At 72.6% G+C, this 25,185-nt stretch carries 21 protein-coding genes; 13 read left to right on the top strand and 8 right to left on the bottom strand.

Annotated elements, in window-relative coordinates; translation table 11 throughout:
• Positions 1-46 precede the first annotated feature (46 nt).
• Positions 47-1,039, top strand: coding sequence for an ABC transporter ATP-binding protein (locus ACIBH3_RS15780; RefSeq protein ID WP_396312518.1), 993 nt, complete (start codon positions 47-49; stop codon positions 1,037-1,039).
• 30 nt (positions 1,040-1,069) lie between these two features.
• Here ACIBH3_RS15780 and ACIBH3_RS15775 read toward each other — a convergent pair whose 3' ends face one another.
• Positions 1,070-1,906 carry an MBL fold metallo-hydrolase gene (locus ACIBH3_RS15775; protein WP_396312517.1) on the bottom strand — a complete coding sequence of 279 codons (837 nt, stop codon included), beginning with the start codon at positions 1,904-1,906 and terminating at the stop codon, positions 1,070-1,072.
• 101 nt (positions 1,907-2,007) lie between these two features.
• Positions 2,008-4,923 (bottom strand): AfsR/SARP family transcriptional regulator, encoded by a 2,916-nt coding sequence (locus ACIBH3_RS15770; RefSeq protein ID WP_396312516.1) that lies wholly within the window; start codon positions 4,921-4,923, stop codon positions 2,008-2,010.
• 224 nt (positions 4,924-5,147) lie between these two features.
• Between ACIBH3_RS15770 and ACIBH3_RS15765 the strand changes: the two genes are divergently transcribed.
• A complete protein-coding gene (locus tag ACIBH3_RS15765; RefSeq protein WP_396312515.1) occupies positions 5,148-5,579 on the top strand; it encodes a hypothetical protein in 432 nt (143 codons plus the stop codon).
• Between the two features lie 167 nt (positions 5,580-5,746).
• Here ACIBH3_RS15765 and ACIBH3_RS15760 read toward each other — a convergent pair whose 3' ends face one another.
• The gene (locus ACIBH3_RS15760; RefSeq protein ID WP_396312514.1) at positions 5,747-6,211 is read right to left on the bottom strand and encodes a PaaI family thioesterase; all 465 of its coding nucleotides are present in this window, start codon (positions 6,209-6,211) and stop codon (positions 5,747-5,749) included.
• Between the two features lie 480 nt (positions 6,212-6,691).
• Here ACIBH3_RS15760 and ACIBH3_RS15755 point away from each other — a divergent pair, with 480 nt between their 5' ends.
• The 8 genes from ACIBH3_RS15755 to ACIBH3_RS15720 all read left to right on the top strand — a co-directional run bounded on the left by ACIBH3_RS15755 (position 6,692) and on the right by ACIBH3_RS15720 (position 14,572).
• Positions 6,692-7,411: a Phenylacetic acid catabolic protein gene (locus ACIBH3_RS15755; RefSeq protein WP_396312513.1), complete on the top strand. Its 720-nt coding sequence runs from the start codon at positions 6,692-6,694 to the stop codon at positions 7,409-7,411.
• 39 nt (positions 7,412-7,450) lie between these two features.
• A complete protein-coding gene (locus ACIBH3_RS15750; protein WP_396312512.1) occupies positions 7,451-8,572 on the top strand; it encodes a radical SAM protein in 1,122 nt (373 codons plus the stop codon).
• A 111-nt stretch (positions 8,573-8,683) separates the two neighbouring features.
• Entirely contained in the window at positions 8,684-8,938 is a 255-nt protein-coding gene (locus ACIBH3_RS15745) for an acyl carrier protein (RefSeq protein WP_396312511.1), read from the top strand.
• Between the two features lie 23 nt (positions 8,939-8,961).
• Positions 8,962-10,149 carry a beta-ketoacyl-[acyl-carrier-protein] synthase family protein gene (locus ACIBH3_RS15740; RefSeq protein WP_396312510.1) on the top strand — a complete coding sequence of 396 codons (1,188 nt, stop codon included), beginning with the start codon at positions 8,962-8,964 and terminating at the stop codon, positions 10,147-10,149.
• A 20-nt stretch (positions 10,150-10,169) separates the two neighbouring features.
• Positions 10,170-11,021 (top strand): enoyl-ACP reductase FabI, encoded by an 852-nt coding sequence (gene fabI, locus ACIBH3_RS15735; RefSeq protein WP_396312509.1) that lies wholly within the window; start codon positions 10,170-10,172, stop codon positions 11,019-11,021.
• Entirely contained in the window at positions 11,018-11,980 is a 963-nt protein-coding gene (locus ACIBH3_RS15730) for a 3-oxoacyl-ACP synthase III family protein (RefSeq protein WP_396312508.1), read from the top strand. The genes fabI and ACIBH3_RS15730 overlap by 4 nt, the downstream gene beginning before the upstream one ends.
• On the top strand, positions 11,977-12,951 hold the full coding sequence (locus ACIBH3_RS15725) for an alpha/beta fold hydrolase (RefSeq protein ID WP_396312507.1): 975 nt from the start codon (positions 11,977-11,979) through the stop codon (positions 12,949-12,951). The genes ACIBH3_RS15730 and ACIBH3_RS15725 overlap by 4 nt, the downstream gene beginning before the upstream one ends.
• A gap of 70 nt (positions 12,952-13,021) precedes the next feature.
• Positions 13,022-14,572, top strand: coding sequence for a long-chain fatty acid--CoA ligase (locus ACIBH3_RS15720; RefSeq protein WP_396312506.1), 1,551 nt, complete (start codon positions 13,022-13,024; stop codon positions 14,570-14,572).
• Between the two features lie 83 nt (positions 14,573-14,655).
• Here ACIBH3_RS15720 and ACIBH3_RS15715 read toward each other — a convergent pair whose 3' ends face one another.
• From ACIBH3_RS15715 to ACIBH3_RS15705, 3 genes are all read right to left on the bottom strand, one after another.
• The gene (locus ACIBH3_RS15715) at positions 14,656-15,744 is read right to left on the bottom strand and encodes a branched-chain amino acid aminotransferase (protein WP_396312538.1); all 1,089 of its coding nucleotides are present in this window, start codon (positions 15,742-15,744) and stop codon (positions 14,656-14,658) included.
• A 203-nt stretch (positions 15,745-15,947) separates the two neighbouring features.
• The gene (locus ACIBH3_RS15710; protein ID WP_396312505.1) at positions 15,948-16,259 is read right to left on the bottom strand and encodes an NIPSNAP family protein; all 312 of its coding nucleotides are present in this window, start codon (positions 16,257-16,259) and stop codon (positions 15,948-15,950) included.
• 253 nt (positions 16,260-16,512) lie between these two features.
• The gene (locus ACIBH3_RS15705) at positions 16,513-18,990 is read right to left on the bottom strand and encodes an excinuclease ABC subunit UvrA (protein ID WP_396312504.1); all 2,478 of its coding nucleotides are present in this window, start codon (positions 18,988-18,990) and stop codon (positions 16,513-16,515) included.
• 82 nt (positions 18,991-19,072) lie between these two features.
• On the opposite strand from ACIBH3_RS15705, the gene ACIBH3_RS15700 reads away from it, so the two are divergent.
• Genes ACIBH3_RS15700 through ACIBH3_RS15690 form a run of 3 tightly spaced genes read left to right on the top strand, consistent with a single transcriptional unit; the run spans position 19,073 to position 21,468 of the window.
• Positions 19,073-19,678 carry a PadR family transcriptional regulator gene (locus ACIBH3_RS15700; protein ID WP_396312503.1) on the top strand — a complete coding sequence of 202 codons (606 nt, stop codon included), beginning with the start codon at positions 19,073-19,075 and terminating at the stop codon, positions 19,676-19,678.
• Positions 19,679-19,725: 47 nt separating this feature from the next.
• The gene (locus ACIBH3_RS15695) at positions 19,726-20,700 is read left to right on the top strand and encodes an ATP-binding cassette domain-containing protein (RefSeq protein WP_396312502.1); all 975 of its coding nucleotides are present in this window, start codon (positions 19,726-19,728) and stop codon (positions 20,698-20,700) included.
• 12 nt (positions 20,701-20,712) lie between these two features.
• Positions 20,713-21,468, top strand: coding sequence for an ABC transporter permease (locus ACIBH3_RS15690; RefSeq protein ID WP_396312501.1), 756 nt, complete (start codon positions 20,713-20,715; stop codon positions 21,466-21,468).
• Between the two features lie 135 nt (positions 21,469-21,603).
• On the opposite strand, the gene ACIBH3_RS15685 is transcribed toward ACIBH3_RS15690, so the two are convergent.
• On the bottom strand, positions 21,604-22,953 hold the full coding sequence (locus tag ACIBH3_RS15685) for a serine hydrolase domain-containing protein (RefSeq protein WP_396312500.1): 1,350 nt from the start codon (positions 22,951-22,953) through the stop codon (positions 21,604-21,606).
• A 316-nt stretch (positions 22,954-23,269) separates the two neighbouring features.
• A complete protein-coding gene (locus tag ACIBH3_RS15680) occupies positions 23,270-24,886 on the bottom strand; it encodes an ADP-ribosyltransferase domain-containing protein (protein WP_396312499.1) in 1,617 nt (538 codons plus the stop codon).
• Positions 24,887-25,185 lie beyond the last annotated feature (299 nt).

Below are 25,185 nucleotides of genomic sequence, written 5' to 3'. Positions count from 1 at the left end.
GTGCGACGACCGCGCCCGCCGACGCAGTGCCGACAGGAGACCAGCGGTGAACAGCTCCCCTCAGAGCCCGGCGGCAGCAGGCCGGGCCCCCACCCTCCAGGAGTTGCAGGACCAGGTGCGCGCCGCCGCCGCAGCTCCGGCGTACGGCGCCGGGGCGGCGGTGGTCTGCGACCGCCTGGTGCGGATCTTCACCGCCGAGGGCGTCGAGGTCCAGGCCCTTCAGGGGCTGGAACTGACGATCCGGCAGGGAGACCTGGTCGCCCTGGTCGGCGCTTCGGGCAGCGGCAAGTCGACGCTGCTCAACATCCTCGCCGGGCTCGACGCCCCGACCGCCGGCACCGCGACCGTCGCGGGCCACGAGCTGCTGGAGATGTCCGCCAAGGCACGCCTGCGCTACCGCCGCGAGGTGGTCGGCTTCATCTGGCAGCAGACCGCCCGCAACCTGCTGCCCTTCCTCACCGCCGGGCAGAACGTCGCGCTGCCGATGCAGCTGCGCGGCCGGCGCGGCCCGCACGGAGGGAGCAGGCGGCAGGCCGCCCGGGTGGCCGAGCTGCTGGAGGCCCTGGACATCGGCGAGCTCGCCCACCGCCGGCCCGCCGAACTCTCCGGCGGCCAGCAGCAGCGGGTCGCCATCGCCGTCGCCATGGCCAACAACCCGCCCCTGCTGCTGGCCGACGAGCCCACCGGTGAGCTGGACTCCGAGACCGCCGCCGCCGTCTTCGAGGCCTTCCGCACCGTCAACCGCGACCTGGGCACCACCGTGGTCATCGTCACCCACGACCCCCTGGTGGCCGGCGAGGTGCGGCGCACCGTGGCCATCCGGGACGGCCGCACCAGCAGCGAGGTGCTGCGCCGCACCGTCACCGACGAGCACGGCGAGGAGTCGGTCAACGAGCGGGAGTACGTGATGCTGGACCGCACCGGCCGGGTGCAGCTGCCGGTGAAGTTCCTGGAGGCACTCGGCATGCGGCACCGGGTGGCGGTCGACCTCGCCGCCGACCACATCGAGGTCCGCCCGGACGACCTGTCCGGCCACTGACCACGGCCGGCCCCGATCCGCCCGGCCCGGTCACCGGCCCGTCGTCGCACCGGGCGGATCGAGGTCGGCGGGGTCATGGGCGCAGATCAGCCGCACCTCGTCGTGGTGCGCGCGGCGCAGCTCCCGCAGCCGCTCCAGGTTGTCCAGGCGGGCGCGGTTGTCGGCCGCCATCATGCGCTGGAAGGCCGTCAGCGCGGGCGGTCGGCGGGGGGAGGCGGGGTCGACGTCGGTGTGCGAGAAGTAGGCGTCGCCGCAGTGGAGCAGCCAGCGATCGGACTCCCGGACGGCGACGCCGCAGTGGCCGCGGGTGTGCCCGGGCAGCGGTACCAGCAGGAACTCGGGGGCGTCGCCCGGCAGTACGGGGATCGCCCGGAAGCCGTACCAGCTCTCGGTGGCGGTCTCCGGCCGGTGCTCCACCCAGCGTGGCCCGTGGGCCCACTGGGCCGCGCGGTAGCGGTCCCGTTCGGCGCGGGTCGTGGGCGTCCTGGCGGCCCGGAGCTCGTCGGCGAGGACGTGGACCCGCGCGTGCGGGAAGTCGCCGATCCCGCCCGCATGGTCGGGGTCGAGATGGGTCAGCACGATGTGGCGGACGTCGCGCGGGTCGTGGCCCAGTGCGCGGATCCGGTGCACCGCCGTGCTCGCGGCGTCGAGCCGGGGCCGGACCGCCGTCAGGAACGCCCGCCCGAGCCGGCGCGGGTCCGCGATGTCGCCCGCCCCGAACCCGGTGTCGACCAGGGTGAGCCCCTGCGCCCCCTCCACCAGCAGGCAGTGCGCCGTCAGCCGTCCGACCAGTGCCCCGCCGCTGCCCAGCAGCAGCCGGCCCCCGAACGGGCACATGGTGGCGCAGTCCAGGTGATGGATGGTCATCTTGCCTCCGGGGAGTTCGGGTGTGCGGGCCGGTGGGGGCCGCCGGCCGCCGGCCCGAGGGGGCGGCATCGGCCGCCCGGTGGGGTCGGGTGGCGCATGGGCTAGGCGATCCGTGTGCCGCTGCCGCGGGCCCGGGAGCCGTTCGAGGCGGTGGCGGTGGCGGTGGCGGGTGGCGATGGCGGTGCCGGGTGGTCCGGCGGCCCGGTCAGCTGCCGGTCCATGTCCTCGGCCGATCGGACGTCCCCGTGCGCGGTGTACAGCTCGCCCGAGGCCCGCAGGTGCTCGCGGGCCTCGTCGGCCCGGCCCGTCGCCGTGAGGAAGTCGGCGAAGTGGCGCCGGGCCAGGGCGTGCAGCCGGACGTTCGCGCTCGACCGGCACCGTTGGAGCGCCTCGCGCCAGATCCGCTCGGCCGCCTCCGGCTCGCCCAGCGACTGGAGGGCGAGGGCCTCGCTGACCATCGCCCAGAGGTGGGCGTTGGCCGTCGGCTGGTCGGACAGCAGGGTGCGGGTCTCCCGTGCGTGGTCCAGCGCGGCCACCGGGTCGCCCAGGACGACCCTGATCGCCGCCGCGTTGCTGAGCACGGTGGCGGCGTGCTCGCGCAGCCCGCTCGCCCTGATCAGGGCGAGCGCGGCCTGCGAGATCCGGTCGGCCTCGGCCGGATCGCCGGACAGGGCGGCCATGGAGGCGCGCACCGAGAGGGCGTGGATGTGCAGATCGCCGTCCGCCGGCGTGGTCCCCTCGACCGCCCGCGCGGCCAGCGGCAGCGCCTGTGCGACGCGCCCGGTGGAGCCGAGCGCGCAGGCCGTCGACGCCTCCATGGCCGCGATCCCCTCCCGGCCGCCGTCCAGCTGGGCGGCCCGCAGCCCGACCCGCAGGCAGTCGAGCCGGTCCAGGACGCGCCCGGCGCCGTAGTAGAGCGTCGCGGTCAACCGGGCCAGGCGCCATGCGCGTTCGTACTCGGCGCGGTCGGTCGCGGCGGTCACCAGGGCGCGGAGCACCGGCTCCTCGGTGTGGCACCAGGCGAGCGTGGAGCGGACGTCGCCGAGGCGCGGCAGCGCCCGCGGCCCGGGCCCCGGCGGCCGGAACGGCTCGTGGTAGGGGTTCGTCCGTTGCAGGGCCAGGCCGGTGGCGAGCAGCTCGTAGTCGACCAGGCGGCGGAAGGCCTGCTCCTGCCGCTCGGCGGGGAGTTCGGCGAACAGCTCCGCGCCGTACAGCCGGACGAGGTCGTGCCGTCCGAAGCGACCGGGCGTGTGCTCCGTCAGCAGGTGGTACGCCGTGAGCGAGCCGAGCGCGCGCCGGGCACCTCCGGCGTCGGTGTCGAGCAGGGCGGCGGCCGCGTAGCGGTCGACCTCGGTGCCCGGATGCACGGTCAGCAGTGCGAGCAGGGTCCGTGCTTCGTCGGGGAGGTGATGGTACGTCAGGGAGAGTGCCGTCCGGACGCTGGTCACCCCGCTGCGGGTGCCGAGGGTGGCCAGTCGGCTGCCCTCGTCGGTCAGCTCCTCCACCAGGTCGGCGATCCGCCAGCCCGGGCGCGCGGCGAGCCGGCCGGCCACGATCCGCAGCGCCAGCGGCAGGCGGTCGCACAGCTCGGTCAGCTGAGTGGCCGCCTCCGGTTCGCCGGCCACCCGCTCGGCCGTCAGCTGGCGCTCCAGCAGGTGGTACGCGTCGGCGGTGGGGAGCGCGGCGAGCGGGAGCAGCACCGCGCCGTCGGTGACCACCAGGTCCTCCAGGCTGTTCCGGCTGGTGATGACCGTGGCGCACCCGGGCCCGGACGGCAGCAGGTCGGTGACGTCGGCGACGCACCGCGCGTTGTCCAGCACGACGAGCAGCCGCAGCTGCCGGGTGTGTTCCCGGAAGAGGGCCGCGCGCGCCGCCCGGTCCTCGGGGATCGCCGGTTCGGGCAGGCCCAGGGCCCGCAGGAAGCGCCCCAGGGTCTGCATCGGGTCGCCCGGACCGCCCGGGTCGAAGCCGCGCAGGTCCGCGAAGAGCCTCCCGTCCGGGAAGTCCGGCGCCACGCGGTGGGCCCAGCGCACCACCATCGCGGTCTTGCCCACGCCGGCGGGGCCGACCACGACGGCCAGGCCGTCCCCGGTCCGCTCCGGCCCGCAGCTCTGGTCCAGCCGGCGGCTCTCGGCCGCACGGCCGACGAAGGCCCGCGGCGGGCCCGGGAGCTGCTCGGCCGCCGGCGGAGCGGGCCGCCCGGCCGCGGCCGGGCCCACGCCGGGCGCGCCGAGGCCGGCCACGCCCATACCGTCGTCACCCGTCCCGGGCGCGTCCTCGGTGCACCGGCCGGCCGCCAGGACCTCGGCGAGGGCCTGTTGCAGCGTGGGCCCCGGTGCGACGCCGAGCTCCTCGTCCAGCCGTACGCGGGCCCGGTGGTAGACGCCGAGCGCGTCGGGGCCCCGGCCGCTCTGGTGCAGACAGCGCATCAGCAGGGCCGTCGTGGGCTCGCGCAGCCCGTTCGCGCGCACGCTCTGCTCCAGCGCGGGGACGGCCGTGTACCCGTGTCCGAGCCGCAACTGCCGCTGCGCCCACGCGGTCAGTACCTCGGTCCGGTCGTCGTCGAGCCGGCCGGCCAGCGCGGCGCACAGCGGCGTGGCGGGGAGATCGGCGAGGGCCGCGCCGCGCCAGAGCCGGAGCGCCTGCTGGAGCAGCATGGCGGCGGTGGCGTCCTCGGCCGTCCCCGCGGCCCGCGCGGACATCGCCCCGGCGGCGAGCGCGTCGACGGCACCCGGGTCGCCGGTGAGCTGGTAGCCGGGCGCGCGGGTGGTCACCGCGAAGCCTGTGCCGGCCAGGACCTTGCGCAGCGCGGCGACGTGCCCCTGTAAGGCGGCCCTGGCATGGGTGGGCGGTTCGTCGGCCCACAGCAGTTCGAAGAACCGCTCGACCGGTACCGTCCGGCCGAGCTCCAACGCGAGCAGGGCGAGCACCGCCCGGCGCTGCGCTCCGCCCAACCCGGCGGCGTCGCCGTTCGCGAGCCGCAGCTCCACCGGCCCGAGCAGCAGTATCCCGACCATCGTCCCCGCTTCGCTTGTACCGCCGTCGTCCCGAACGGCGAGGGGACAGCCTACCGGCGAGTAGGGCGTGGGCGGCACCCGCCGTTCAGGGGGGCTGCGGCGGGGACGGGGCGCGGGCCGGCCGGTTCCTCGGCGCCGCGCGTGACCGGTGAACCGCTGCCGGTGGCACGCCCGTTGAGGTGAGCAGGGCGCACACGGCGCCCGTGAAAGCTCTGGAGGAGCACATGCGCACCACCACGACCCGCGTCGCCCGGACGGCCGGCGTGCTGCTGGCCGCCGGCCTCGTCGGCCTCACCGGCACCGCCGCCGCGCACGCCGCGGACGCGCAGCCGGGCCGTCAGGCCGCCAAGGCCGGCGGGGACGACACCAGGGGCAGCCTGATCCCGGGCGGGGCGAACTTCGTGCTGTGCTCGAACGGCAGCTACGCCTCGTACGCGGTGTTCCCGAAGCGGGGCAACATGGCCACGGTGATCGCCACCCCCGGGAACTGTGTCGGTCTGAAGCTCACCGGCGAGAGCAAGGAGAAGGTCGTGCTCTACGGCATCAAGCCCAACGGGAGCTCCTTCAAGATCGCGACCGACACCTTCGACGACAGTGACGGCGAGCGGATCCAGACGCTCAACAACCCCGGCAACAACGACTGGAAGACGTTCTAAAGGTCGAGGACCCCAAAGGTCCGGGACGTTCCGGACGTTCTGGCAGCTGGTCGGCCGGCCGGGCACCTGGTGCCCGGCCGGCCGCCGGCCTGTCCGGACGGCGTCCGAAGGTCTCGTCCCCGCTCGCCGAGCCGGTCCGTGGCCCAGGGGCCGGGGGCGCGGCGAGGTCACGCGGGGTGGCGTCGCTGCGGGGTCGACGGGATGGCGTAGGTCAGCGTCGCGCTGGCGACCAGCACATCGTCGCGGTCCAGGAGTTCGGCCAGGATCACGCACAGGCGGCGCCCGAACTTGGCCGTCCTGGCCCGGACGCGGAGCGTTCCCGGCCGGGGGCGGTTGAGGAAGCTGATCTGCATGGAGCTGGTCAGCGCCATGAGGGTCGGGCCGAGGCGGGCGTTGATCAGGAGGAAGGCGGCGAGGTCGGCCAGGCCGGCCTGCTCGGGGCCCGAGATGGTGCCACCCGGGCGGGTGCGCAGGCCGCTGCCGTCCACCTCCATCGTCAGCGTGTGCCCGTCCACGTCGACCACGCGGCAGGCCGCGTAGTCCGGGAACTGCTGCGTGATCAGCTCATTGAGCTGTCCGGGGCACATCAGGACGTCGACGGCGGCGACCGCCGTGCTCGACTCGGTGGGCATCTCTTCTGGCCTCGCAACCGTGGTCAGCATGGGCTCCGACAGGGGGCCGGGATTCGTCCGCACGGCCAAAGCGTATCGGCGCAAGGCCGCCTGTCCACCGGTGTGGCGGCAGGCGATCTGGGCCAGCTCTGATCCGTCGTCAGGCCGGGCGCGGCCAGATCCGGCCAGTCTGGGTGGCGTGGTCACCCGGCACACCTTCCCCATGCGTTCGGGATCGGTGCATGTCGCGGCCTTCCCGCCGAAAGGGGAATCGGACGGTCCGGTGAGTCGTACGGCCGAAATGATGTCTCGGGATTCGGCCAGACCTTGTTCGGGCCGAATCGTTTCGCCTACAGTCCGAAGCGGGGGCGGCCTTCTTCTTTCCGGATTCCCGGTGTCCTGTCGGATGCCCGGGTCCGAGCCGACATGCCTGGAGTCACATCGGCGGTCTCCCGCTTGCTTGCCTGTGCTCAGGAAACGCTGGTGAAACGGGGTGCTGTCATGGGAATGTCCATTCTGGACGATGAGACGGTCGTGGTTCGGACTCCCCAGGAATTCCTGGCGATGCCGGAGGAGTACCGCGAGATCGCGATCCGCGGAATGGTGGTCAACACCGAGGGGGAGCTCTCCGGCGGTGACGACTACGTGCAGGTCTTCCTGCCACTGGCTCCCGACGCGGAGGAGCGCCAGGTCTGCGCGGAGCGCGCGGCCGAGGAGTACGACCACTACAAGATCGGCAAGCGGGTCCTCGCGGAGATCGGCGTCGACACCGGCTATATGGAGTCGCAGACCCTGGCCGAGCGGAACCTCTTCCGCGCCCAGGAGTTCCACAACTGCACCACCTGGGCCGAGCGGGGGATCTTCTCCTATATCGGCGAGGAGACCGCGATGGTGATGATCTCCGAATTCGCGCAGAGCAGCTACCGGCCATGGGCGGACGCCGTCCGCACGATCATTCTCGACGAGAAGGTCCATATCGCGCACGGCGCCAGGGTGTGCCGCAACCTGGCCGCGACCGACGACGGCCGCGAGCAGCTCCAGCAGGCCCTGGACCGGCTGTGGCCGACCTTCATCCGGATCTTCGGCAGCCCGCGTTCCGAGCGCGCCCGGCTGGCCGTGCGCTTCGGACTGCGGCAGACCACCAACGGCCAGGCGTGCGACGTCTGGCGCGAGAAGGTGACCCCGCGTATCAAGAACCTCGGGCTCCGGATCCCGGAGTAGCAGCCGCCCCGTCCCGCGAGCCCCAAGGAGCCCATTCCCATGGCAACACCCGTCACCATCGAACAGCGCCCGCTGAGCCGCCGCGAGGCGAAGGCGCGCACCGCCGAACTCATCGCCGGCCGACCGGATCTGGCCGAGCGTCTGCACCGGCTCCGCCGCCTGGGGCGCAGCGTCCGCTCCTGCGAGGTGCACCTCACCAACACCTGCAACATCCGCTGCAAGGGCTGCTGGTACTTCGAGGGCGGCTTCGACACGGCGGTGAAGGAACTGTCCGATCTGGACAAGATCCGGGCCTTCGCCCGCAAGCTGGCCGATGACGGAGTGAACCAGGCGACGCTGATCGGCGGCGAGCCCACGCTGGTCCCGCGCCGGGTCGAGGCGTTCGTCGAGCAGCTGCCCCACATCACCATCTCCACCAACGGCCTGCGGCCCATGCCGATGCAGGGCTTCGAGAAGATCGCCATCGCGGTCAGCATCTTCGGCGGCGGCCCGCTCGACGACGACCTGCGCGCGATCCGGGTCAACGGCTCGACGTTCACCGGCCTCTTCGACACCGCGCTGTCGCACTACCGCAACGACCCGCGGGTGCTGTTCATCTACGCCCTGTCCGAGGCCGGGGTGGAGCACATCGAGCCCACCGTGCGGAAGATCGCCGACAACGGGAACATCGTCACCTTCAACTTCTACAGCGAGCACGGCAGCGAGAACCCGATCCAGATCGCCAACGAGCAGCGGGTGCTGGACACGGCGCTGCGGGTCCAGGAGCGGTATCCGGAGACGGTGGTGAGCCACCCGTACTTCATCCGGACCCTGGTGACTGGCCGGACGCACTGGGGCGGCCGCTTCGGCTACGACGTCTGCCCCAGCCTGAGCGTCGACGCCCCCGAGCACGCCGAGCGCGTCGCCAACGGCAACCCGGTCATCCCCGGCTTCAACGTCTGGGGCGCCGACTACGAGTCGCTGCAGTTCTGCTGCACCTCCGGCGACTGCGGTGGCTGCCGGGACAGCCAGGCGGTCTACAGCTGGCTGGTGGTGAGCGGCCAGCGCTTCCTGGACAGCGCCGCCCGCCTGGAGGAGTGGCTGGACATCGCCGAGAGCTACTGGCGGCAGTGGCACTGGGCCCCGTACCACTCCACCAAGACCGGCAGCCTGGCCGTCTGATCCGTCCGCCCGGTCCGGCCGGGTGATCCGGCCGACGGCCGACGGCCGACGCCGCCGCAGCGCACGCCCGCCCCCACACGTATGACCGCCACCGCGCGGACGAGGAGAGACATGTCCGACACACTGGACCGCACCGCCATCGACAACTTCATCATCGACGCCCTGGTGGAACTCGGCGTGGAGCGCTCCGACATCGTCGACGACGCGGCGCTGGACGAACTGGAGGTCGACTCGCTCGACATGGTCGAGCTGAGCCAGTCCATCCGCAAGCAGCTCGGCATCGTGGTGAAGCCCAAGGACTTCGACAAGCTGTACACCGTCGGCGAGGTGCTCGCCCTGTGCCGGCAGAAGGCCGGGCTGGAGTGAGGCCTGGGGTCGTCGTCACGGGCGTGGGCGCGGTGACCCCCCTCGGCGTGGGCGCCGACCTGCTGCACCGGAGCGCGGTGGCGGGGGAGAGCGGACTGTCCGGGGGCCTCGGCCTGTGCCGGGCCTTCCGGGCCGCGGACCACCTGTCGCGCCAGCAGGTCCGCCGGACCGACCGCTTCGCCCAGTTCGCGCTCGTGGCCGCCGCCGAGGCCCTGGCCCAGGCCGGGTGGACGGACGGTCCGCTGCCCTATCCCGCCGAACGCGTCTCCTGCGTCGTCGGCTGCGCACTCGGCGGGACGGAGAGCTTCGAGGCACAGGGCGAGGTGTTCCGGCAGCAGGGCGCGGAGTTCGTCTCGCCCCTCATGGTGCCGTCGATGATGGCCAATGCCGCGGCCTCCCAGCTCTCCCTGCGGTTCGGATTCCAGGGCGAGGCGCTCTGCGTGGCCTCGGCGTGCAGCAGCGGGGCACAGGCGATCGGGACCGGGGCGATGCTGCTCGCCGCCGGTGCGGCCGACGCGGTCCTGGTCGGCGGCGCCGAGGCGTCCACCTCCGAGCTGGTCCGGGCCGCGTTCCGGACGGCGGGCGCGCTGTCGACGACCGGTGAGTCGGTGCCGTTCGACCGCGACCGGGACGGGTTCCTGATCGGCGAGGGCGCCGGGATCCTGGTGCTGGAGACGGCGGCCGGCGCCGCCGCTCGCGGCGCCACCGTGCTCGGCGAGGTGCTCGGCTACGGGGCCACCTCCGACGCGCACCACCTGACGGCCCCGGATCCCACCGGCGCCCCCGCCGCCCGGGCCGTCACCCGGGCCCTCGCGAGCGCCGGGGTGGCTCCCGAGGACGTCGGCTACATCAACGCGCACGGCACCGGAACCGTCCTCAACGACCAACTGGAGTGCGAGGCACTGCGATCGGCGCTCGGACCCGGGGTGGAGGGCACACCGATCTCCTCGACCAAGTCCAGCATCGGCCATCTCTTCGGCGCGGCCGGCGCCGTGGAGGCCATCGCGACCCTTCAGGCCCTGCGCCACTCCACCGCGCCGCCCACCGTCGGGCTGCGGGAACCGGACGAGCGGCTCGGCCGGCTGAACCTGATCCGCCGCGCCACGCCGCTCGCGGCGCCCGGTCCGACGGGCGGGCGGCGCCTGGTCGGGCTCTCCACCTCCTTCGGCTTCGGAGGGCACAACGCGGCGCTGGTGCTGGCCGCGCCCTGAGTGAAGAAAGGCCACGAGTGATGCTCGGCTTCCAAGGACGCCGCTATCTGATCACCGGAGTGCTCAACGAGGACTCCATCGCCTGGCACACCGCCAGGGCGCTCCAGGAGGCGGGCGCGGAGATCCTGCTGACCGGCTTCGGCCGAGCCCGGCGGATCACCGAGATGGCGGCGAGCGGCCTGCCGCGGCCGCCCGAGGTGCTGGAACTGGACGTCACCAGGCCCGAGGACTTCGCCGGCCTCGCCAAGGAGCTCGGGGAGCGGTGGAGCGGCGTCGACGGTGTGCTGCACGCCGTCGCCGCGGCCCCGCAGGAGGCGCTCAGCGGCAACTTCCTGACCACGCCGGCGGAGAGCGCCGGCTTCGCCCTGCGGACCGCCGCCGTCTCGCTGCACTCGCTGGCCACCACCCTGGCCCCGCTGCTCAGCGCGGACGGCCGGCGCGGCAGCGTCGTCGGGCTGGACTTCGACGCGTCGGGGGCCTGGGCCGGATACGACTGGATGGGCGTCAGCAAGGCGGCCCTCGGCGCGGTCTGCCGCTATCTCGCGATGTACCTGGGCCCGTCGGGGATCCGGGTCAACCTGGTCGCGGCCGGCCCGGTGGAGACCGTGGCCGGGCAGGCCATCAGCACCTTCGACCGGATCGCCGGCCGCTGGGAGGCCGAAGCGCCGCTCGGCTGGGACCGGACCGACCCCGGGGCGGTGGTCGGACCGGTGCTGTTCCTGCTCTCCGACCTGGCCGCCACCGTCAGCGGGGAGATCCTGCACGCCGACGGCGGGATGCACGCCGTCCGGATGGGCACCGGCCCCGCGTTCGCCGAGGAAGCGGCCCTCCGTACGGGCGGCAGCCCCGCCGCCGAGGAGGGCGGGCGATGACGGCGGCCATCGTCGGCGTGGGCGCCGCGCTTCCCGAACGGGTCGTCCCGAACTCCTACTTCGACCGGATCGGCGCCTCCTCGGAGTGGATCACCAAGCGCACCGGGATCGAGGAGCGCCGCTTCCTCGCGCCGGACGGCAGACTCGCGGACCTGGTGGTCTCCGCCGCCGCCGAGGCGCTGCGCTCCTCCGGGTACGGCGCCGCGAGCATCCGCCATGTCGTGGTCGCCACCATCACCCCCGACCGGGTGACGCCAGGCGTGTCGGTGGAGGTCGCCCACCGGCTCGGGATGCCGCAGGCCGCGGCCTTCGACCTGCACGCGGCGTGCGCCGGGTTCGTCTACGGTCTGGACCACGCCGCCGCGCTGATCGAGACCGGCCGGGCCGAGGCCGTGCTGGTCTGCGGCGCCGACGCGCTGACCCGGATCACCGACCCCGAGGACCGCGGCACCGCGGTGCTGCTGGCCGACGGCGCCGGCGCCGTGGTGGTGGCCGACGTCCCGGGCGCGCCCACTCCCTGCTTCTCACTCGGCACCGACGGTGAGCAGATCCCGCTACTCTATGCGGACCGCGACGAGCGCAAGCTGCGGATGGACGGCCGGGAGGTCTTCGTGCACGCGGTGGAGAAGATGGCCACGGCGACCCGCGAGGTGCTCGCCCGTCGCAGTCTGACCTGCGAGGACATCGACCTCTTCGTCTCGCACCAGGCCAACGCCCGGATCGTGCGCGCGGTCGGCAAGGAGGTGGGCCTGCCTCCGGAGCGGCTCTACCTCAACGTCCACCGGGTCGCCAACACCTCGGCGGCCTCGATCCCGCTGGCCCTGGCCCATGCCCGCGACGAGGGCCTGCTCGACGAGGCGCGGCTGCTCGGCCTGGCCGCGTTCGGGGCCGGGATCACCTGGGGCGCCGGGGTGATCGGCTGGCGGCCGGGCCCCGGCCCGGGGGAGGCGCACCCGTGAAGAGCCCCCGGTTCCCGGTGCTGGCCGAGATCACCGCGCCGGACGGGGCCCGGTGCACGGTACGGGTGCTGGCCAGGACCGACCCGGCCGCACCGGTCGTGGTGGTCCTCCCGGCGATGGGGATGGCCGCCCGGCACTACGCCCCGCTCGCGCGTTCGCTGCACGCCGCCGGACTCACCGTGGTCACCTGCGACCTGCGCGGCCACGGCGAGAGCGGGCCCGCCCCGAAGCGCGGGGTCCGCTTCGGGTACCGCGAGATCGTGGAGCAGGACATCGGGGCGGTGCTCGACGCGGTGGCCGAGGCCTACCCCCGGGCGCCGCGCCTCCTGCTCGGGCACAGCCTGGGCGGGCAGCTGGGGATGGTGCACTGCGGCGTGTTCCGGCCCCGGCTGGCCGGGGCGGTGCTGGTCGCCAGCGGGTCCGCCTGGTACCGGACCTTCGGCCCGTGGCGGGGCCCGCGATGGCTGGTGCTGAGCCAGTTCTCGGTCCTCGCCTCGGCGGTGCTCGGTCACTGGCCGGGTGAGCGGTTCGGCTTCGGCGGCCGCGAGTCCGCCGGGCTGATGCGGGACTGGGCGCGGCAGATGCGCACCGGCCGCTACCGCGTGGGCGGCGCGGTCGCCGACTACGAGCGGGCACTGGCCGAGGTCGACCTGCCGCTCCTGGCCGTGGACGTGCAGAACGACGAGCTGGCGCCACCGCGAGCGGTCGACCATCTGTGCGCCAAGCTGACCTCGGCCCGGGTGGAACGCTGGAGCTACACGGCCGAGCAGGCGGACGGCCGCCCACTGGACCACTTCCGGTGGATCCGGCACAACCGCGGACTGGTGGAGCGGATAGCCCGGTGGATGCACCGCACCGCCGCGGATGCCGCTGGTGCCGTCAATGCCGTCAATGCCGCTGATGCAGCCGATGCCGTCGATGCGGAGCTGCCGGCGGCCGTGGCGTCGCCGCACCGCGCCGGCGCGAGTTGATCTCGTCCCCCGGAGCGGCCGGTCTCCCACCGCTCCGGCGATCCGTCAGAGCCCGACCGAGGAGTGCCCCATGCCCGCCGACACCGATCCGTCCCCGCACCGCATCGAAGACCTGCTGACAGTCACGGCCACCCGCTGCCCGGACCGGACGGTCGTCCGCCTGCACGAGGAGCTGCTGACCTTCGCCGACCTGGACTCGCTCAGCGCCCGGACCGCGTGGTGGCTGGCCTCGCTGGGCGTCCGCGCCGGCGACCGGGTGGCCGTGCTGCTCCCCAACGCGCCCACCTTCGCGGTGCTGTACTACGGCATCCTGCGCGCCGGGGCGGTGGTCGTGCCGATGAACCCGCTGCTGAAGTCCCGGGAGATCGAGCACTGTCTCTCGGACGCCGAGGCCGCGCTGCTGCTCACCTGGCACGAGGGCGCCGACCAGGCGGTCGAGGGCGCACGACGTACCGGCACCCGCTGCGTCACCGTCGAACCGCTCTCCCTCGCGGCGACGCTACGCGCGCAGCAGCCGGCCGAGCAGCAGCCGGCCGACGGGCCGGAGCCGGGCAGGCGCGGCGGCGAGGACACCGCGGTGATCCTCTACACCTCCGGCACCACCGGCGCACCCAAGGGCGCCGAGCTGACCCACCGGAACATCCTGGGCAACGTCGGCGCGGGCATCCAGATCCTGGGCATCGACGAGGACGACGTGATCTTCGGCGGCCTGCCGCTGTTCCACTCCTTCGGGCAGGTGATGGGACTCAACTGCGCGGTGGCCGTGGGGGCCTGCCTGACGCTGCTGCCCCGCTTCGACCCGGTCGCCGCCCTGGACGTGGTCCAGCGGGACGCCGTCAGCGTCTTCCTCGGGGTCCCGACCATGTACACCCTGATGCTGACGCACCCGCAGCGCGCCCGCTACGACGTCTCGTCCCTGCGCGTCTGCCTCTGCGGCGGCTCCCCGCTGCCGCCGGAGGTGCTGCGCGGCTTCGAGGCGAACTTCGACTGCGTCGTCCTGGAGGGGTACGGGCTGTCCGAGTCCTCTCCGCTGGCCTGCGCCAACCGGATCGACCGGGAGCGGGTCGCCGGCACGATCGGCGTCCCGATCGAGGGCGTCGAGATGCGCATCGTCGACGAGTCCGGCACGGAGGTGCCCGACGGCACGGTCGGCGAGGTGGTCATCCGGGGCCACAACGTGATGAAGGGCTACTGGCGCCGGCCGGACGCGACCGCGCAGACCGTCAGGGACGGCTGGCTGCACAGCGGCGACCTCGGCACCCGGGACGAGTGCGGCGACTTCCGGATCGTGGACCGCAGCAAGGACGTCATCATCCGCGGCGGCTTCAACGTCTACCCACGCGAGGTGGAGGACGTCCTGTACGAGCACCCGGCGGTCGCGGAGGCCACGGTGGTCGGTGTGCCCCACGCCACCCACGGCCAGGAGGTGGCCGCCGCGGTCGTCCTGCGCAGCGGGGCGCGGGCCACGCCGGACGACCTCCGGGCCTTCGTCCGGGACCGGGTGGCCCCGTACAAGTACCCCCGGCTGGTCTGGACGGTCGACAGCCTCCCCAAGGGCCCGACCGGCAAGATCCTCAAGCGTGAGGTCGTCCTCCCCGAGGATCTCGGGCCCGGCCGCTGACGCCCGTGGCGGCGCCGGAACCGCAGGGCGGTTCCGGCGCGGGCCGGTGACGCTCCCTCACGGAGCGGCCCCGGCCACCCGCGTCAGACGACCCGCCGCATCCAGCCGCGGGTGTCCGCCGCGCGCCCGTACTGGATGTCCAGCACGTGCTCGCGGATGGCGACGGTCTGCTTGCCGGGGGTGCCGCTGCCGATCGTGAACGCGTAGCCGTCACCCTTGAAGGCCACGATGGGGGTGATCACCGCCGCCGTACCCGCGGCGAAGGTCTCGGTGATCGTGCCGTCGGCGGCACCGGCCCGCAGCTCGGCGAGGGTGATGGGGCGCTGCACGGGGGTCAGACCGAACTCCCCGGCGAGAGCCAGGATCGAGTCCCGGGTCACGCCTTCGAGAATCGTGCCGAGCGGGGGAGTCACCAGCTCACCGGCCGAGGTGATCAGGCACAGGTTCATCGTGCCGGACTCCTCCAGACCGCCCTCGCCGCCGGTGTCGTCCAGGAACATGACCTGGTCACAGCCGTGCTCCCGGGCCTCGATCTGTGCGGCGAGGCTCGACGCGTAGTTGCCGCCGCACTTGGCCGCGCCCGTGCCGCCCCGCCCCGCGCGCGTGTACTCACTGCTGACCCACAGGGTGATGCCGGTGACGCCGCCGGCGAAGTAGGGCCCCGCCGGGCTCGCGATCACCGAGTAGGTCACGTGCTCCGCGGGCCGGACACCGAGGAAGGCCTCCGAGGCGAACATGTACGGGCGCAGGTACAGGCTGCCCTCGTCGTCGGAGCCCGGCACCCACGACTGGTCCGCGCGGATCAAGTCCTCGACGCTGGTGAGGAAGTCCTCCTCCGGCAGCCCGGGGAGCGCGAGACGCTTCGCGGACCGGGCGAAGCGGCGTGCGTTGACCTCCGGGCGGAACAGCCAGACGCTGCCGTCCGCGTGGCGGTACGCCTTCAGCCCCTCGAAGATCTCCTGCGCGTAGTGCAGCACCGCGGCGCTCGGATGCATGGAGAACGGCACCAGCGGCCCGATCTTGCGGTCGTGCCACCCCTCGGCCGGAGTCCAGGTGGCCGAGGCCATGTGATCGGTGAAGAACCGCCCGAAGCCCGGTGCAGCGAGAATGGTGGACCGCTCCGCCTCGGACACTGGATCGGTCGTCCGATTCAGATGGAAGCCACGACTCATCGTCAACTCCTTATCACCGATGCGGATTTCCGCTGCGGTTCCGACGCCGACCACCGACGCCGCACCAGCCATGTTAACGGCCGCTATCCGAGCTCACCCGCCGAATGGGGCCCGTGAGGCGGGCTGTGACGCCAATCGAGAATTGAGGGCGGGCGAGCCGATCGCCGGGACCGCCGGCCCGGGCCGCGCTGCCGGACCGGCGGTCAGGACGCGCCGTCGAGCGGCCGCAGGAAGCGGCGCTCGTACCGCTTGATGCACCCGGTGCTGCGGGCGAGTTCGAATGCGTCCTGGCACTCCGGGTCCGCCATGCTGTCCGTGCGGTACTGCTCGTACGTGGCGAAGCTGGGAAAGGAGAAGAGGGCGTAGGCGATGTCACTGTCGCCCTCACTCGGCAGGAAGTAGCCGTGGTGCGTCCCGCCGAAACGATTGACGAGCCGGACCCAGCGGCGACCGTACTCCTCGAAGTCCGCGAGCTTGTCGGCGTCGATCTCGTACTTGAGATGGATGGTGATCACACGACCATCATGCCGTAGGGCGTTCGAGGACGGCGGCGCAAAGCCCTGAGCCGTACGGCGCCGCAGAGCTCCGGCTGCCGCACCCGGAGCGGATCCTGTCGATGACACGGACCCGCCGGCCGGTCGGGCGGTGGCCCCGAGCCGGAGCGCCCCGCGCCCGGGGCGATCCCTGTGATCGGGATCGTCCCGGACGCGGCTCGACAAACGGTTGAGCTGCGCTGGACGAGGGTGGTCCGCCCCGCCCGGCCCGCGGTCAGACCGGGAGCACCCGGCGCAGGTACTCGCCGGTCACCCCGGGCCCCGCGGCGATCCGGGCCGGCGTGCCCTCGTTGACCACCCGGCCGCCGCGGTCGCCGGCACCCGGGCCCATGTCGATGATCCAGTCGGCGCAGGCGGCGACGTGCAGGTCGTGCTCGGCGATCACGACCGAATTGCCGCTCGCCAGCAGCGTGTCGAAGGCGTCCACCATCCGCTGCACGTCCGAGGGGTGCAGCCCGGTGACCGGCTCGTCCAGCAGGACCAGGCCGCGCCCGCGCCCACTGGTGGTGCCGAGCAGGATCGCGTTGGCCAGCTTCAGCCGCTGCGCCTCGCCGCCGGACAGCTCGGTGCCGCTCTGGCCGAGCTGGAGGTAGCCCAGGCCGGCCCGCTGGATGGCCCGGAGCGTGCCGGCCAGGCCCGCGGGCTGGGTGAGGAACTCGGCGGCCTCGTCCACGGTCAGGGCGAGGATCTCGTCCACCGCCCTGCCCTGGTAGGTGACGCTGAGCACCTCGGGGGTGAACCGCCGGCCTTCGCAGACGTCGCACTCGACCCACATGTCGGGCATGAAGTGCAGGTCCACCTGGCGCCGCCCGTAGCCGGTGCAGGTCTCGCAGCGGCCACCGGGGGAGTTGAAGGAGAAGGCGCCGGCGCCCAGGCCCAGTGCCTTGGCCCGCGGGGTGGCCGCGAACAGCTTGCGGATGGTGTCGAAGGCCTTGGTGTACGTGGCGGGGTTGGAGCGGGGGGTGCGGCCGATCGGGTCCTGGTCGACGACGGTCACCCAGCCGAGCCGTCCGGCGCCCTCCACGCCGGCCATGGCGGCCGGGCGCTCGCCGCGCAGCACCGAGTTCAGGCCGGTGCCCAGCGCCTGGTGCAGCAGGCTGCTCTTGCCACTGCCGCTCACACCGGTGATGCAGGTCAGGGTGTTCAGCGGGATGTCCACGCGGTCGAGCCGGACGTTGTGCACGTCGACGCCGAGCAGGCTCAGGCGGGCGGCGGCGGCCGGGTCGAACCGCTTGGGGCGGTGCACCCGCGGGCCGCGCCCGGCGAGGTAGGCACCGGTGACCGAGTGCGAGTGGCCGCTCAGCTCGGCCGTCGGCACCGAGGCGACCAGGGTGCCGCCCCGGCGGCCGCCGCCGGGGCCGAGGTCCACCACCCAGTCGGCGAGCGCGATGAGCTCGGGATCGTGCTCGACCAGCAGCACCGTGTTGCCGGCGTCGCGCAGGTCGGTCAGGATCTCGCGCAGCGGGTGCTTGTCCGCGGGGTGCAGGCCGGCGCTCGGCTCGTCCAGGACGAAGATGATGCCGCTGAGGTCCATGTTCAGCTGCGCGGTGACCCGGGCCCGCTGGAGCTCGCCGCCGGACAGCGACGGGGCCGTCCGGGTCACCTGGAGGTGACCGAGGCCGAGTTCGACCATGAGCCGGACCCGGCGCGCGAAGTCCGGCAGCACGTTGACGGCGACCTCCCGCTGCATCGGGGTGAGGGTGGCGTCGATGCCGTCCACCCAGGTGCGCAGCTCCTCCACCGGCAGGTTGATCACCTCCGGGTAGGTGAGGCCGCCCAGTTCGAGGGTCCGGGCGGTCTCGCCGAAGCCGGTGCCGTGGCAGGCGGGGCACGCCACCCGGACCATGAAGCGGGCATAGGCCTCGCGCGCGGTGTCGGTGCCGGAGGCCTCGTGCAGCCGGGTGACCTCGCGGACGGCGCCGACCAGGGGGACGCTGCGCTCGATCACGGTCTCGGTGCCGGACTTCTTGTGCCGGCTGGTGATCTTGAAGGTGACCGGCTCGCCGTCCGTGCCGTGCAGCACGGCGTTCCGGAAGGACTCGGGGAGCTCGCGCCAGGGCCGGTCGAGGTCGGCGCCGTGCAGCGCGGCCAGGGTCGGGAGCGCGAGGTGCTCACCGGAGTTGGTGCGCCCGAACCACTCGCCCGCGCCGCCGAACAGCGGCAGCTCGGGCCGGGTGATGATCCGGTCCGGTTCGGCGCTTTCGGTGTGGCCCATCCCGGCGCACCGCTTGCAGCGGCCCTCCATGCTGTACCGGTCGAAGTACGCGCTGGTCAGGTTGCGCAGCTCGGGGTGCTCGACGGCGAGCGGGCCGAGGGCGGGCATCCGGGCGAAGAGCAGCCCGAGGTAGTCGTTCAGCCCGCTGATGCTGCCGAGGGTCGAGCGGGGGCTGCGGTTGAGCCGCCGCTGGTCGACCGCGAGGGTGACCCCGAGCCCGCTGATCCGGTCCACCTGGGGCCGGTCCTTGGGCGAGATGAACTGCCGGAAGAACGGCGAGATGCCGTTCAGGTACCGCAGTTGGGCCTCCGCGTGGACGGTGTCGATGGCCAGGGAGGTCTTGCCGCTGCCGCTCACGCCGGTGAAGGCGACGATCTTGTTCTTCGGAAAGGTGACGTTGACGTCCTTCAGGTTGTGCGTCCTGGCGCCGACGATCTCGATGACATCCCCGCCCGGGACGTGATCCGTGTGGCTCACCACTGCTCCTCCGATGCCGTCAGATGAACTTGACTCGCGATACTACTCTCACGATACTAAAGCCGTGAATCTAACTCGACTCATGGTTCTCGGGACGCTGCAGAGCAGCGGTCCGCTGCACGGCCACGAGATCCGCCGCATCGCAGAGGTGACGAGCGTCAGCAGCTGGGGCGGCGTCAGTGTCGGCGCCCTCTACCGTGAGCTCCGGACGATGGACGAGACCGGTCAGGTCGAGCCCGTCCGCACCGAGCAGGTGGGCAGGCGGCCGGCAAGAACCGTCTACCGCATCACCGCCCAGGGCGAGATGGAGCTTCGCGGCCTCCGGGAGGAGGCCGTCACCGAGATCCATCACGGCACCGACCCGTTCGGTGTCGCGCTGCTGTTCGCCCGGACCGACGATCCGCCGACCCTGCTCGGCCTGCTCAAACGCCGCCGCGAGGCGATCCGCGGGATGCGCGACGGCATCGCGGCGGAGGGCGAGGCCCTGTACGAATCCGGCGCGATCGGCCCGCTCGACGCGGCGATGTTCCGGCGCCGGGTGATCCAGCTGGACGCCGAACTCGCCTGGCAGGACGACCTCGACCGGGTCATCGAGCAGGCCGTCGCGGACGCCTCCGGCGGGCGCGACGGCGCCCCGGGCGCGGCCGACCCGGCCGGCGAGACCTGCGAGGCCGACGAGACCACCTGAACCGACGTGACCAGCGTGACCGACGATCCGACTGCGGAGGTCCACACATGAACATGATCGAAGTCCACGGGCTCGCCCGGACGTTCCAGGCGCCGCACGGGGAGGTGAACGCGGTGCGGGGCGTCGACTTCACGGTCGCCGCCGGCGAGATCGTCGGCTTCCTCGGCCCGAACGGCGCCGGGAAGACCACCACCCTGCGCATGCTGACCACGCTGCTGCGGCCCACCGCCGGCACCGCCACCGTGGCCGGCGCCGACCTGCTCGCCGACCCGGGGGGCGTGCGCCGCCGGATCGGCTACGTCGCCCAGGGCGGTGGCGCCAACCCGGCCGAACTGGTCGCCAACGAGCTGATGCTCCAGGCCCGGCTGTACGGCATGTCCAAGACCGAGGCACAGGACCAGATCGGTTCCCTCGCCGCCCGGTTAGGCCTGGAGAACCTGACGACGCGGCTCGTCGGCAGCCTCTCCGGCGGCCAGCGGCGCCGGCTCGACATCGCCCTCGGGCTGGTCCACCGCCCGCCGCTGATCTTCCTGGACGAGCCCAGCACCGGCCTCGACCCGACCAGCCGCAGCAACCTGTGGGAGCACATCCGCCGTCTGCGCGACGAGCTCGGCGCCACCGTCTTCCTCAGCACCCACTACCTGGACGAGGCCGACGCGCTCTGCGACCGGATCCTCATCATGGACAGCGGCACCGTCCTGGTCGAGGACAGCCCCGAGGAGCTCAAGCGGCGCGTCGCGGGCGACGCCGTCACCATCGAGGTCGAGCCCGGCGGCGTGCAGGAGGCCGTGTCCGTGGTCGAGGGGCTGGCCGGCACCCACGGGCTGACCGCCACCGGCGACACCCTCAGGTTCCGTACCGAGCACAGCAGCCGGACCATGATCGACCTGCTCCGCGCCCTGGAGGCACGCCAGGTCGAGCCGGTGTCCGTGCAGGTCGACCGTCCGACCCTGGACGACGTCTTCCTCACCCTCACCGGCCGCTCCGAGGAACCCGCCGCTGCCGCCGCCGGCGCCGTCTGAACCGAGGCCGACATGCAGACACTCCGCGACACCCTGCTCGTCTTCGACAACCAGGTCCGCTTCACCTTCCGCAACAAGATCACGATCATCCTCGGCCTGGTCCAACCCGTCCTCTACCTCCTGCTGTTCGGCCCGCTGCTGACCAAGGTCGGCGGCCTGAGCGGCGACGGCGACACCTGGCAGACCTTCGTCCCCGGCGTCCTGGTCTACCTGGCACTCTTCGGCGCCGGATTCTGCGGCTTCGGCATCATCTCGGACGTCCGCTCCGGCGTGATCGAGCGGCTGCGGGTCACCCCGGTGAGCCGCTTCGCCCTGCTGATGGGGCGGGTGGGGCGCGAGGTCGCGATCCTGCTCACCCAGTCGGTGATCATCGTCGCGGTCGGCGTGCTGCTCGGCCTGCGGGCCGGCATCCTCGGCGTCCTCGCCGCCGTCCTCCTCGTCGTACTGCTGGGCATCGCGCTGGCCTCGCTCTCGCTCGCCCTGGGCGTGGCCCTCAAGTCCGAAGACCAGTTCGCCCCGCTGCTCACCTCGGCCGCCCTGCCGATCATGCTGCTGGCCGGCATCCTGCTGCCGATGAGCCTCGCCCCGACCTGGCTGGACGTCCTCTCCCGGCTGAACCCGCTGCGGTACGTGGTGGAGGCCATCCGCGACCTGTTCGCCGGCCACTACGCCACCGCGGCCGTGCTGGAGGGCACGCTCGTCTCGGTCGTCCTGGCCGCCGTCTGCGTCGCCGTCGGCACCCGGACCTTCGCCCGCGAGAACGCCTGACATCCGCCCCACGGAGGAGCCCGAGGCCCCTGGCGCCACCGCGTGACGACCGGTCACCGACCGGGCGGCCCGCACCCCCGAACGGATCGTGACCGGTCAGGAGCTCCGGTCACGATCCTCGGCGAAGGCGACGGTCTACTTCACCGCGGGGATGAAGTAGACGTTGTTCGGCGTCACGATCTTGGTGATGGCCTGGCCGAAGAGGGTGCTCGGCTCGATGCCCTGGGTGAGGATGTCGGTGTTGAGGACCACCACGAGGGTCGCGTCCAGCTCGGGCAGGTAGATGGTGAGGCTCTCGTACCCGGGCAGTGAGCCGTTGTGGCCGATCCACCCCTGGACGTCGAACAGGCCGAGCCCGTAGCCCGCGCCGGGGAGACCGGCGGGCAGGAACTTGGTGCGCTGCGCCTGTGTCGCGGAGGAGAGCAGCGTGCCGGTCGCGACGTCCTTGGCCCAGTGCTTCAGATCCCACAGGGTGGAGACCATCGCGCCGGCGGCCCAGCCCCAGCTCGGGTTCCAGTCCGTGGCGTCCACCGTCGCGCCGTTGAGGGTCTGGTTGGTGTAGCCGTGCGCGTGCGGCGACGGGAACTCGGCGCCTGCGGGGAACACGGTGTGCTCAAGATCGCTCGGCTGTGTCACCCGGTCGTGGATGAAGTCGGCCAGCGGGCGGCCGCTCACCTTCTCGACGACCAGGCCGAGCAGGATGTAGTTGCTGTTGTTGTACAGGAACTGCGTCCCCGGCGCGGCGACGTTGGGGTGCTTGTACCCGTACGCGAGCAGCTCGTGGGGAGTGAAGGGCCTGGTGGGGTCCGACTCCAGCGCGGTGACGAAGCCCGGGTCCGAGGAGTACGGGAACAGGCCGCTGCGCATCTCGGCAAGGTCGCGAATGGTGATCTTGTCGCCGTCCGGGACGCCGCTCACGTACTTCGAGATGGGGTCGTCGAGCCCGACCAGTCCGTCGTCGACCAGCTCCAGCACCGCGGTGGCGGTGAAGGTCTTGGTCTCGCTGCCGATCCGCATGTAGAGGTCGTCGGTCATGGGGGCGCCGGTCTTCTTGTCGGCGACGCCGAACGAGCGGACGTACTGGCCCTTCCCCGGCAGCCACAGCCCGACGGAGACACCGGGAACACCCGTCTGGCTCATCGTCTGCCGGATGGCCGCGTCGAGCTTGGCCACGAGTTCGGGGCTGAGCTCCTCCGGCGCACAGTCCTCGTCGGTGCTGACGTCGGTGCTGACGTCGCCGGACCGGCGGTGATCCTCACGGTGATCCGTCCGGTGGCTCTCGCTGCGGGCGTGGCCATGGGCGTGTCCGCGCCAGTGACCGTCCCCGCGGTCGTGACGATGGTCGTGTCCGTGCGCCGTCACCAGGTCGGGTGCAGCCGCGTTCGCGGGTGCTGCCAGCGGGAGCAGCCCCGCGACGGCTATGGCCGCCACCGCCAGGCCACGGTAGGCCGTCGTCTTGCGTCGGCGGGGAAACGATCGGGTCATCTTGGTGTCCTCGTTCCGGGTGCGTCCAGCTCTTGATGAGATCGTCAACGGCAAACGCCCACCACGACGAGCCTGACGAGCTGTACGGGTGACAAGGCATCGGATCCCGGCGCATCGACGGCCCCCTGCCCGGGCACTCCCGGGCGCCCGGGCAGGGGGTGCAGGGGCTGATCGTCGGGGCTTGGTGCCGGTACCGGCGAAGGGGCCCGCCCCACGCCGATCCGCCCGCGAAGGCGGGGCAGGCCTGAGGGCGGGTGCAGGGCCGGCCCCGGAGCCGTCCCGGAGCGTCGTACGTCTCCGGGGACGGAACGGCTGGTCAGGACACCAGGGTCTGCTCCGGCAGTTCCGTCAGCCTCACGGTGCACAGGCCGCCGCGCTCGGTCCTGACGTCCGTCACCTTGAGCTGCGTGCCCGGCACGAGGATGAACTCCTCCTCGCCGGTGAACGCGGAGAAGCGGCGGATGCCCACCGCCCGGGCGGGGTGCACCTCGAAGAGCGTCCGCTTGCCGCGGCTGCCGAGGAATCCCCGGGCCACGCCGGGCTCGGACGTGCACGAGGAGACGCCCCACCAGGTCACGGTCCGGCCGAGCGGGTACTGGGCCCGCAGGTCCAGCGGCACCCCGCGCCACAGCGGCTCCGTGCGGGCGGGCAGCTGCGACACCGCCGAGAAGAGCAGCCGCAGATACGGGAGGTACGGGACGAGCCGGGACCGGTCCGGGGAACGGAGGGTGGCGTTGATCTCCCGGTAGAACGCGGATTCGCAGGTGTAGAGATAGAGGGCGGCGACCGCGTCGGCGGACAGCCCGTCGACCGCTTCGTCCGCCCGCCGCTTGCCGAATTCGTGCGACCTTTCGACGTGCCGCTCCAGGCCGGACAGCAGCTCGGCGACCGGGCCGACGGCGTCGCGGAAGCCCATCGGCGGGGTGTCGAACACGCCGGTGATCGCGGGGAGTTCCAGCCCCTCGTCCTTGACGCCGGCGAGCCGATCGAGGTAGAGCTGGTGCAGCTCCATGGTGGACGCGATGAACGCGCCCATGCGTTCGGCGACGTCGCCGCCCGTCCCGCCGGTTTCCGCCGCGAGCTCGTTCCACCCCTTGCTCGGCAGCCAGTCGATCTCATCGGCGTCGAGCGACGCGAGGGCCGCGTTCACCATGGCGAAGTGCTCTCCGTCGCAGAAGATGTCGCCCTGCGCTGCGGGATTGGCGTGGTCGATGTGCCGGACCTCGACCTCGGGGTACTTCTTCTGCAGTTGGAGGACGACCTTCTTCAGGTTGCGCGCGTGCGCACCCCACCAGGCGAAGACCACCCCGCGGTCCTCCTCGTCCGCGTTCTGCTTGGCCTTGAGGATCTCCTCGACGATCCGCTCGGTGACCGGACGCCAGAACGCGGTGTGCCGGTCGGTCCCCGTCGCCCCGTCGCTGCCGGCGGTGAGTGCCGCGTTCAGTAGCAGCACACCCTGTGTGAGCATCGCCTGGAACCATTCCGGCGGCTGGACGGTGTCCTGCTTCTTCAACAGCGCACGTATGTCTGCGATCGGGGTCTTCTTGGGAATGCCGTACTTCCACATGGCCGCTGCCTTGATGATGCAGCGGATGCTGACGACCCGGCCGAACTGGCTGTCCTTCCAGTCGTGGAAGGTGTTGTCGAACATGGCGATGCCGGTGGCGCTCTCCGGCCGCGGGTACGGGTTCTGACCGAAGATGACCACCTTCCACTTGTGCGGTGCGTGGGGCTTGAGCGCCTGGAAGGTGAGCTCACGGACGGGGACGACCTCCGGGGCACGGCCCGAGCCGATGAACGCGGCCGCACCCGGCTGCGCCTCGATGACCGGCTTGAGCAGCGGGAGCCACGGTTCGCCACCGCCCTTGAACAGTTCCGCGAGGGCCAGCGGGTCATTCGGGTCGGGTGTGGTGGGGGCGTTGGAATCGTTCATGGTGAAGGGCTCCGAACAGTCGAACCGTGAGTAACGGCGGGAGATGATCGGCGAGGTGGTCGATTCCTTGTGACAGCCCTGGAGCGGCGACGACGAACTCGGGACGCCAGGCAGGTGACCGGTGGACCCTCGTGTGCCGACCTCGATCGATCATGAGAGTACGTCAGCCCACTGACAGGCCCTCATGGTGCAGGGAGGCGCCGTAGCCGCCGGTCCGTGGCGGCTGCGGACAGCGACTGCTCTGTCAGAGGGCCGCGGTAGCTTCGTGACCAGTAGAGGGACCTGTCTCGAACGGAGTG

This window comes from Kitasatospora sp. NPDC050543 (assembly GCF_044457565.1).
Lineage (GTDB): Bacteria > Actinomycetota > Actinomycetes > Streptomycetales > Streptomycetaceae > Kitasatospora.
Note: the sequence above shows the minus strand (reverse complement) of the source record. Positions and strands in the feature narration are given on the sequence as shown.

What these genes read in the sequence shown, in the direction of transcription:
- ACIBH3_RS15775 (WP_396312517.1), bottom strand. Translation starts at nt 1,906, where the DNA reads ATGACCATCCATCACCTGGACTGCGCCACCATGTGCCCGTTCGGGGGC.
- ACIBH3_RS15770 (WP_396312516.1), bottom strand. Translation starts at nt 4,923, where the DNA reads ATGGTCGGGATACTGCTGCTCGGGCCGGTGGAGCTGCGGCTCGCGAAC.
- ACIBH3_RS15765 (WP_396312515.1), top strand. Translation starts at nt 5,148, where the DNA reads ATGCGCACCACCACGACCCGCGTCGCCCGGACGGCCGGCGTGCTGCTG.
- ACIBH3_RS15760 (WP_396312514.1), bottom strand. Translation starts at nt 6,211, where the DNA reads ATGCCCACCGAGTCGAGCACGGCGGTCGCCGCCGTCGACGTCCTGATG.
- ACIBH3_RS15755 (WP_396312513.1), top strand. Translation starts at nt 6,692, where the DNA reads ATGGGAATGTCCATTCTGGACGATGAGACGGTCGTGGTTCGGACTCCC.
- ACIBH3_RS15750 (WP_396312512.1), top strand. Translation starts at nt 7,451, where the DNA reads ATGGCAACACCCGTCACCATCGAACAGCGCCCGCTGAGCCGCCGCGAG.
- ACIBH3_RS15745 (WP_396312511.1), top strand. Translation starts at nt 8,684, where the DNA reads ATGTCCGACACACTGGACCGCACCGCCATCGACAACTTCATCATCGAC.
- fabI (WP_396312509.1), top strand. Translation starts at nt 10,170, where the DNA reads ATGCTCGGCTTCCAAGGACGCCGCTATCTGATCACCGGAGTGCTCAAC.
- ACIBH3_RS15730 (WP_396312508.1), top strand. Translation starts at nt 11,018, where the DNA reads ATGACGGCGGCCATCGTCGGCGTGGGCGCCGCGCTTCCCGAACGGGTC.
- ACIBH3_RS15720 (WP_396312506.1), top strand. Translation starts at nt 13,022, where the DNA reads ATGCCCGCCGACACCGATCCGTCCCCGCACCGCATCGAAGACCTGCTG.
- ACIBH3_RS15715 (WP_396312538.1), bottom strand. Translation starts at nt 15,744, where the DNA reads ATGAGTCGTGGCTTCCATCTGAATCGGACGACCGATCCAGTGTCCGAG.
- ACIBH3_RS15700 (WP_396312503.1), top strand. Translation starts at nt 19,073, where the DNA reads ATGGTTCTCGGGACGCTGCAGAGCAGCGGTCCGCTGCACGGCCACGAG.
- ACIBH3_RS15695 (WP_396312502.1), top strand. Translation starts at nt 19,726, where the DNA reads ATGAACATGATCGAAGTCCACGGGCTCGCCCGGACGTTCCAGGCGCCG.
- ACIBH3_RS15690 (WP_396312501.1), top strand. Translation starts at nt 20,713, where the DNA reads ATGCAGACACTCCGCGACACCCTGCTCGTCTTCGACAACCAGGTCCGC.
- ACIBH3_RS15685 (WP_396312500.1), bottom strand. Translation starts at nt 22,953, where the DNA reads ATGACCCGATCGTTTCCCCGCCGACGCAAGACGACGGCCTACCGTGGC.
- ACIBH3_RS15680 (WP_396312499.1), bottom strand. Translation starts at nt 24,886, where the DNA reads ATGAACGATTCCAACGCCCCCACCACACCCGACCCGAATGACCCGCTG.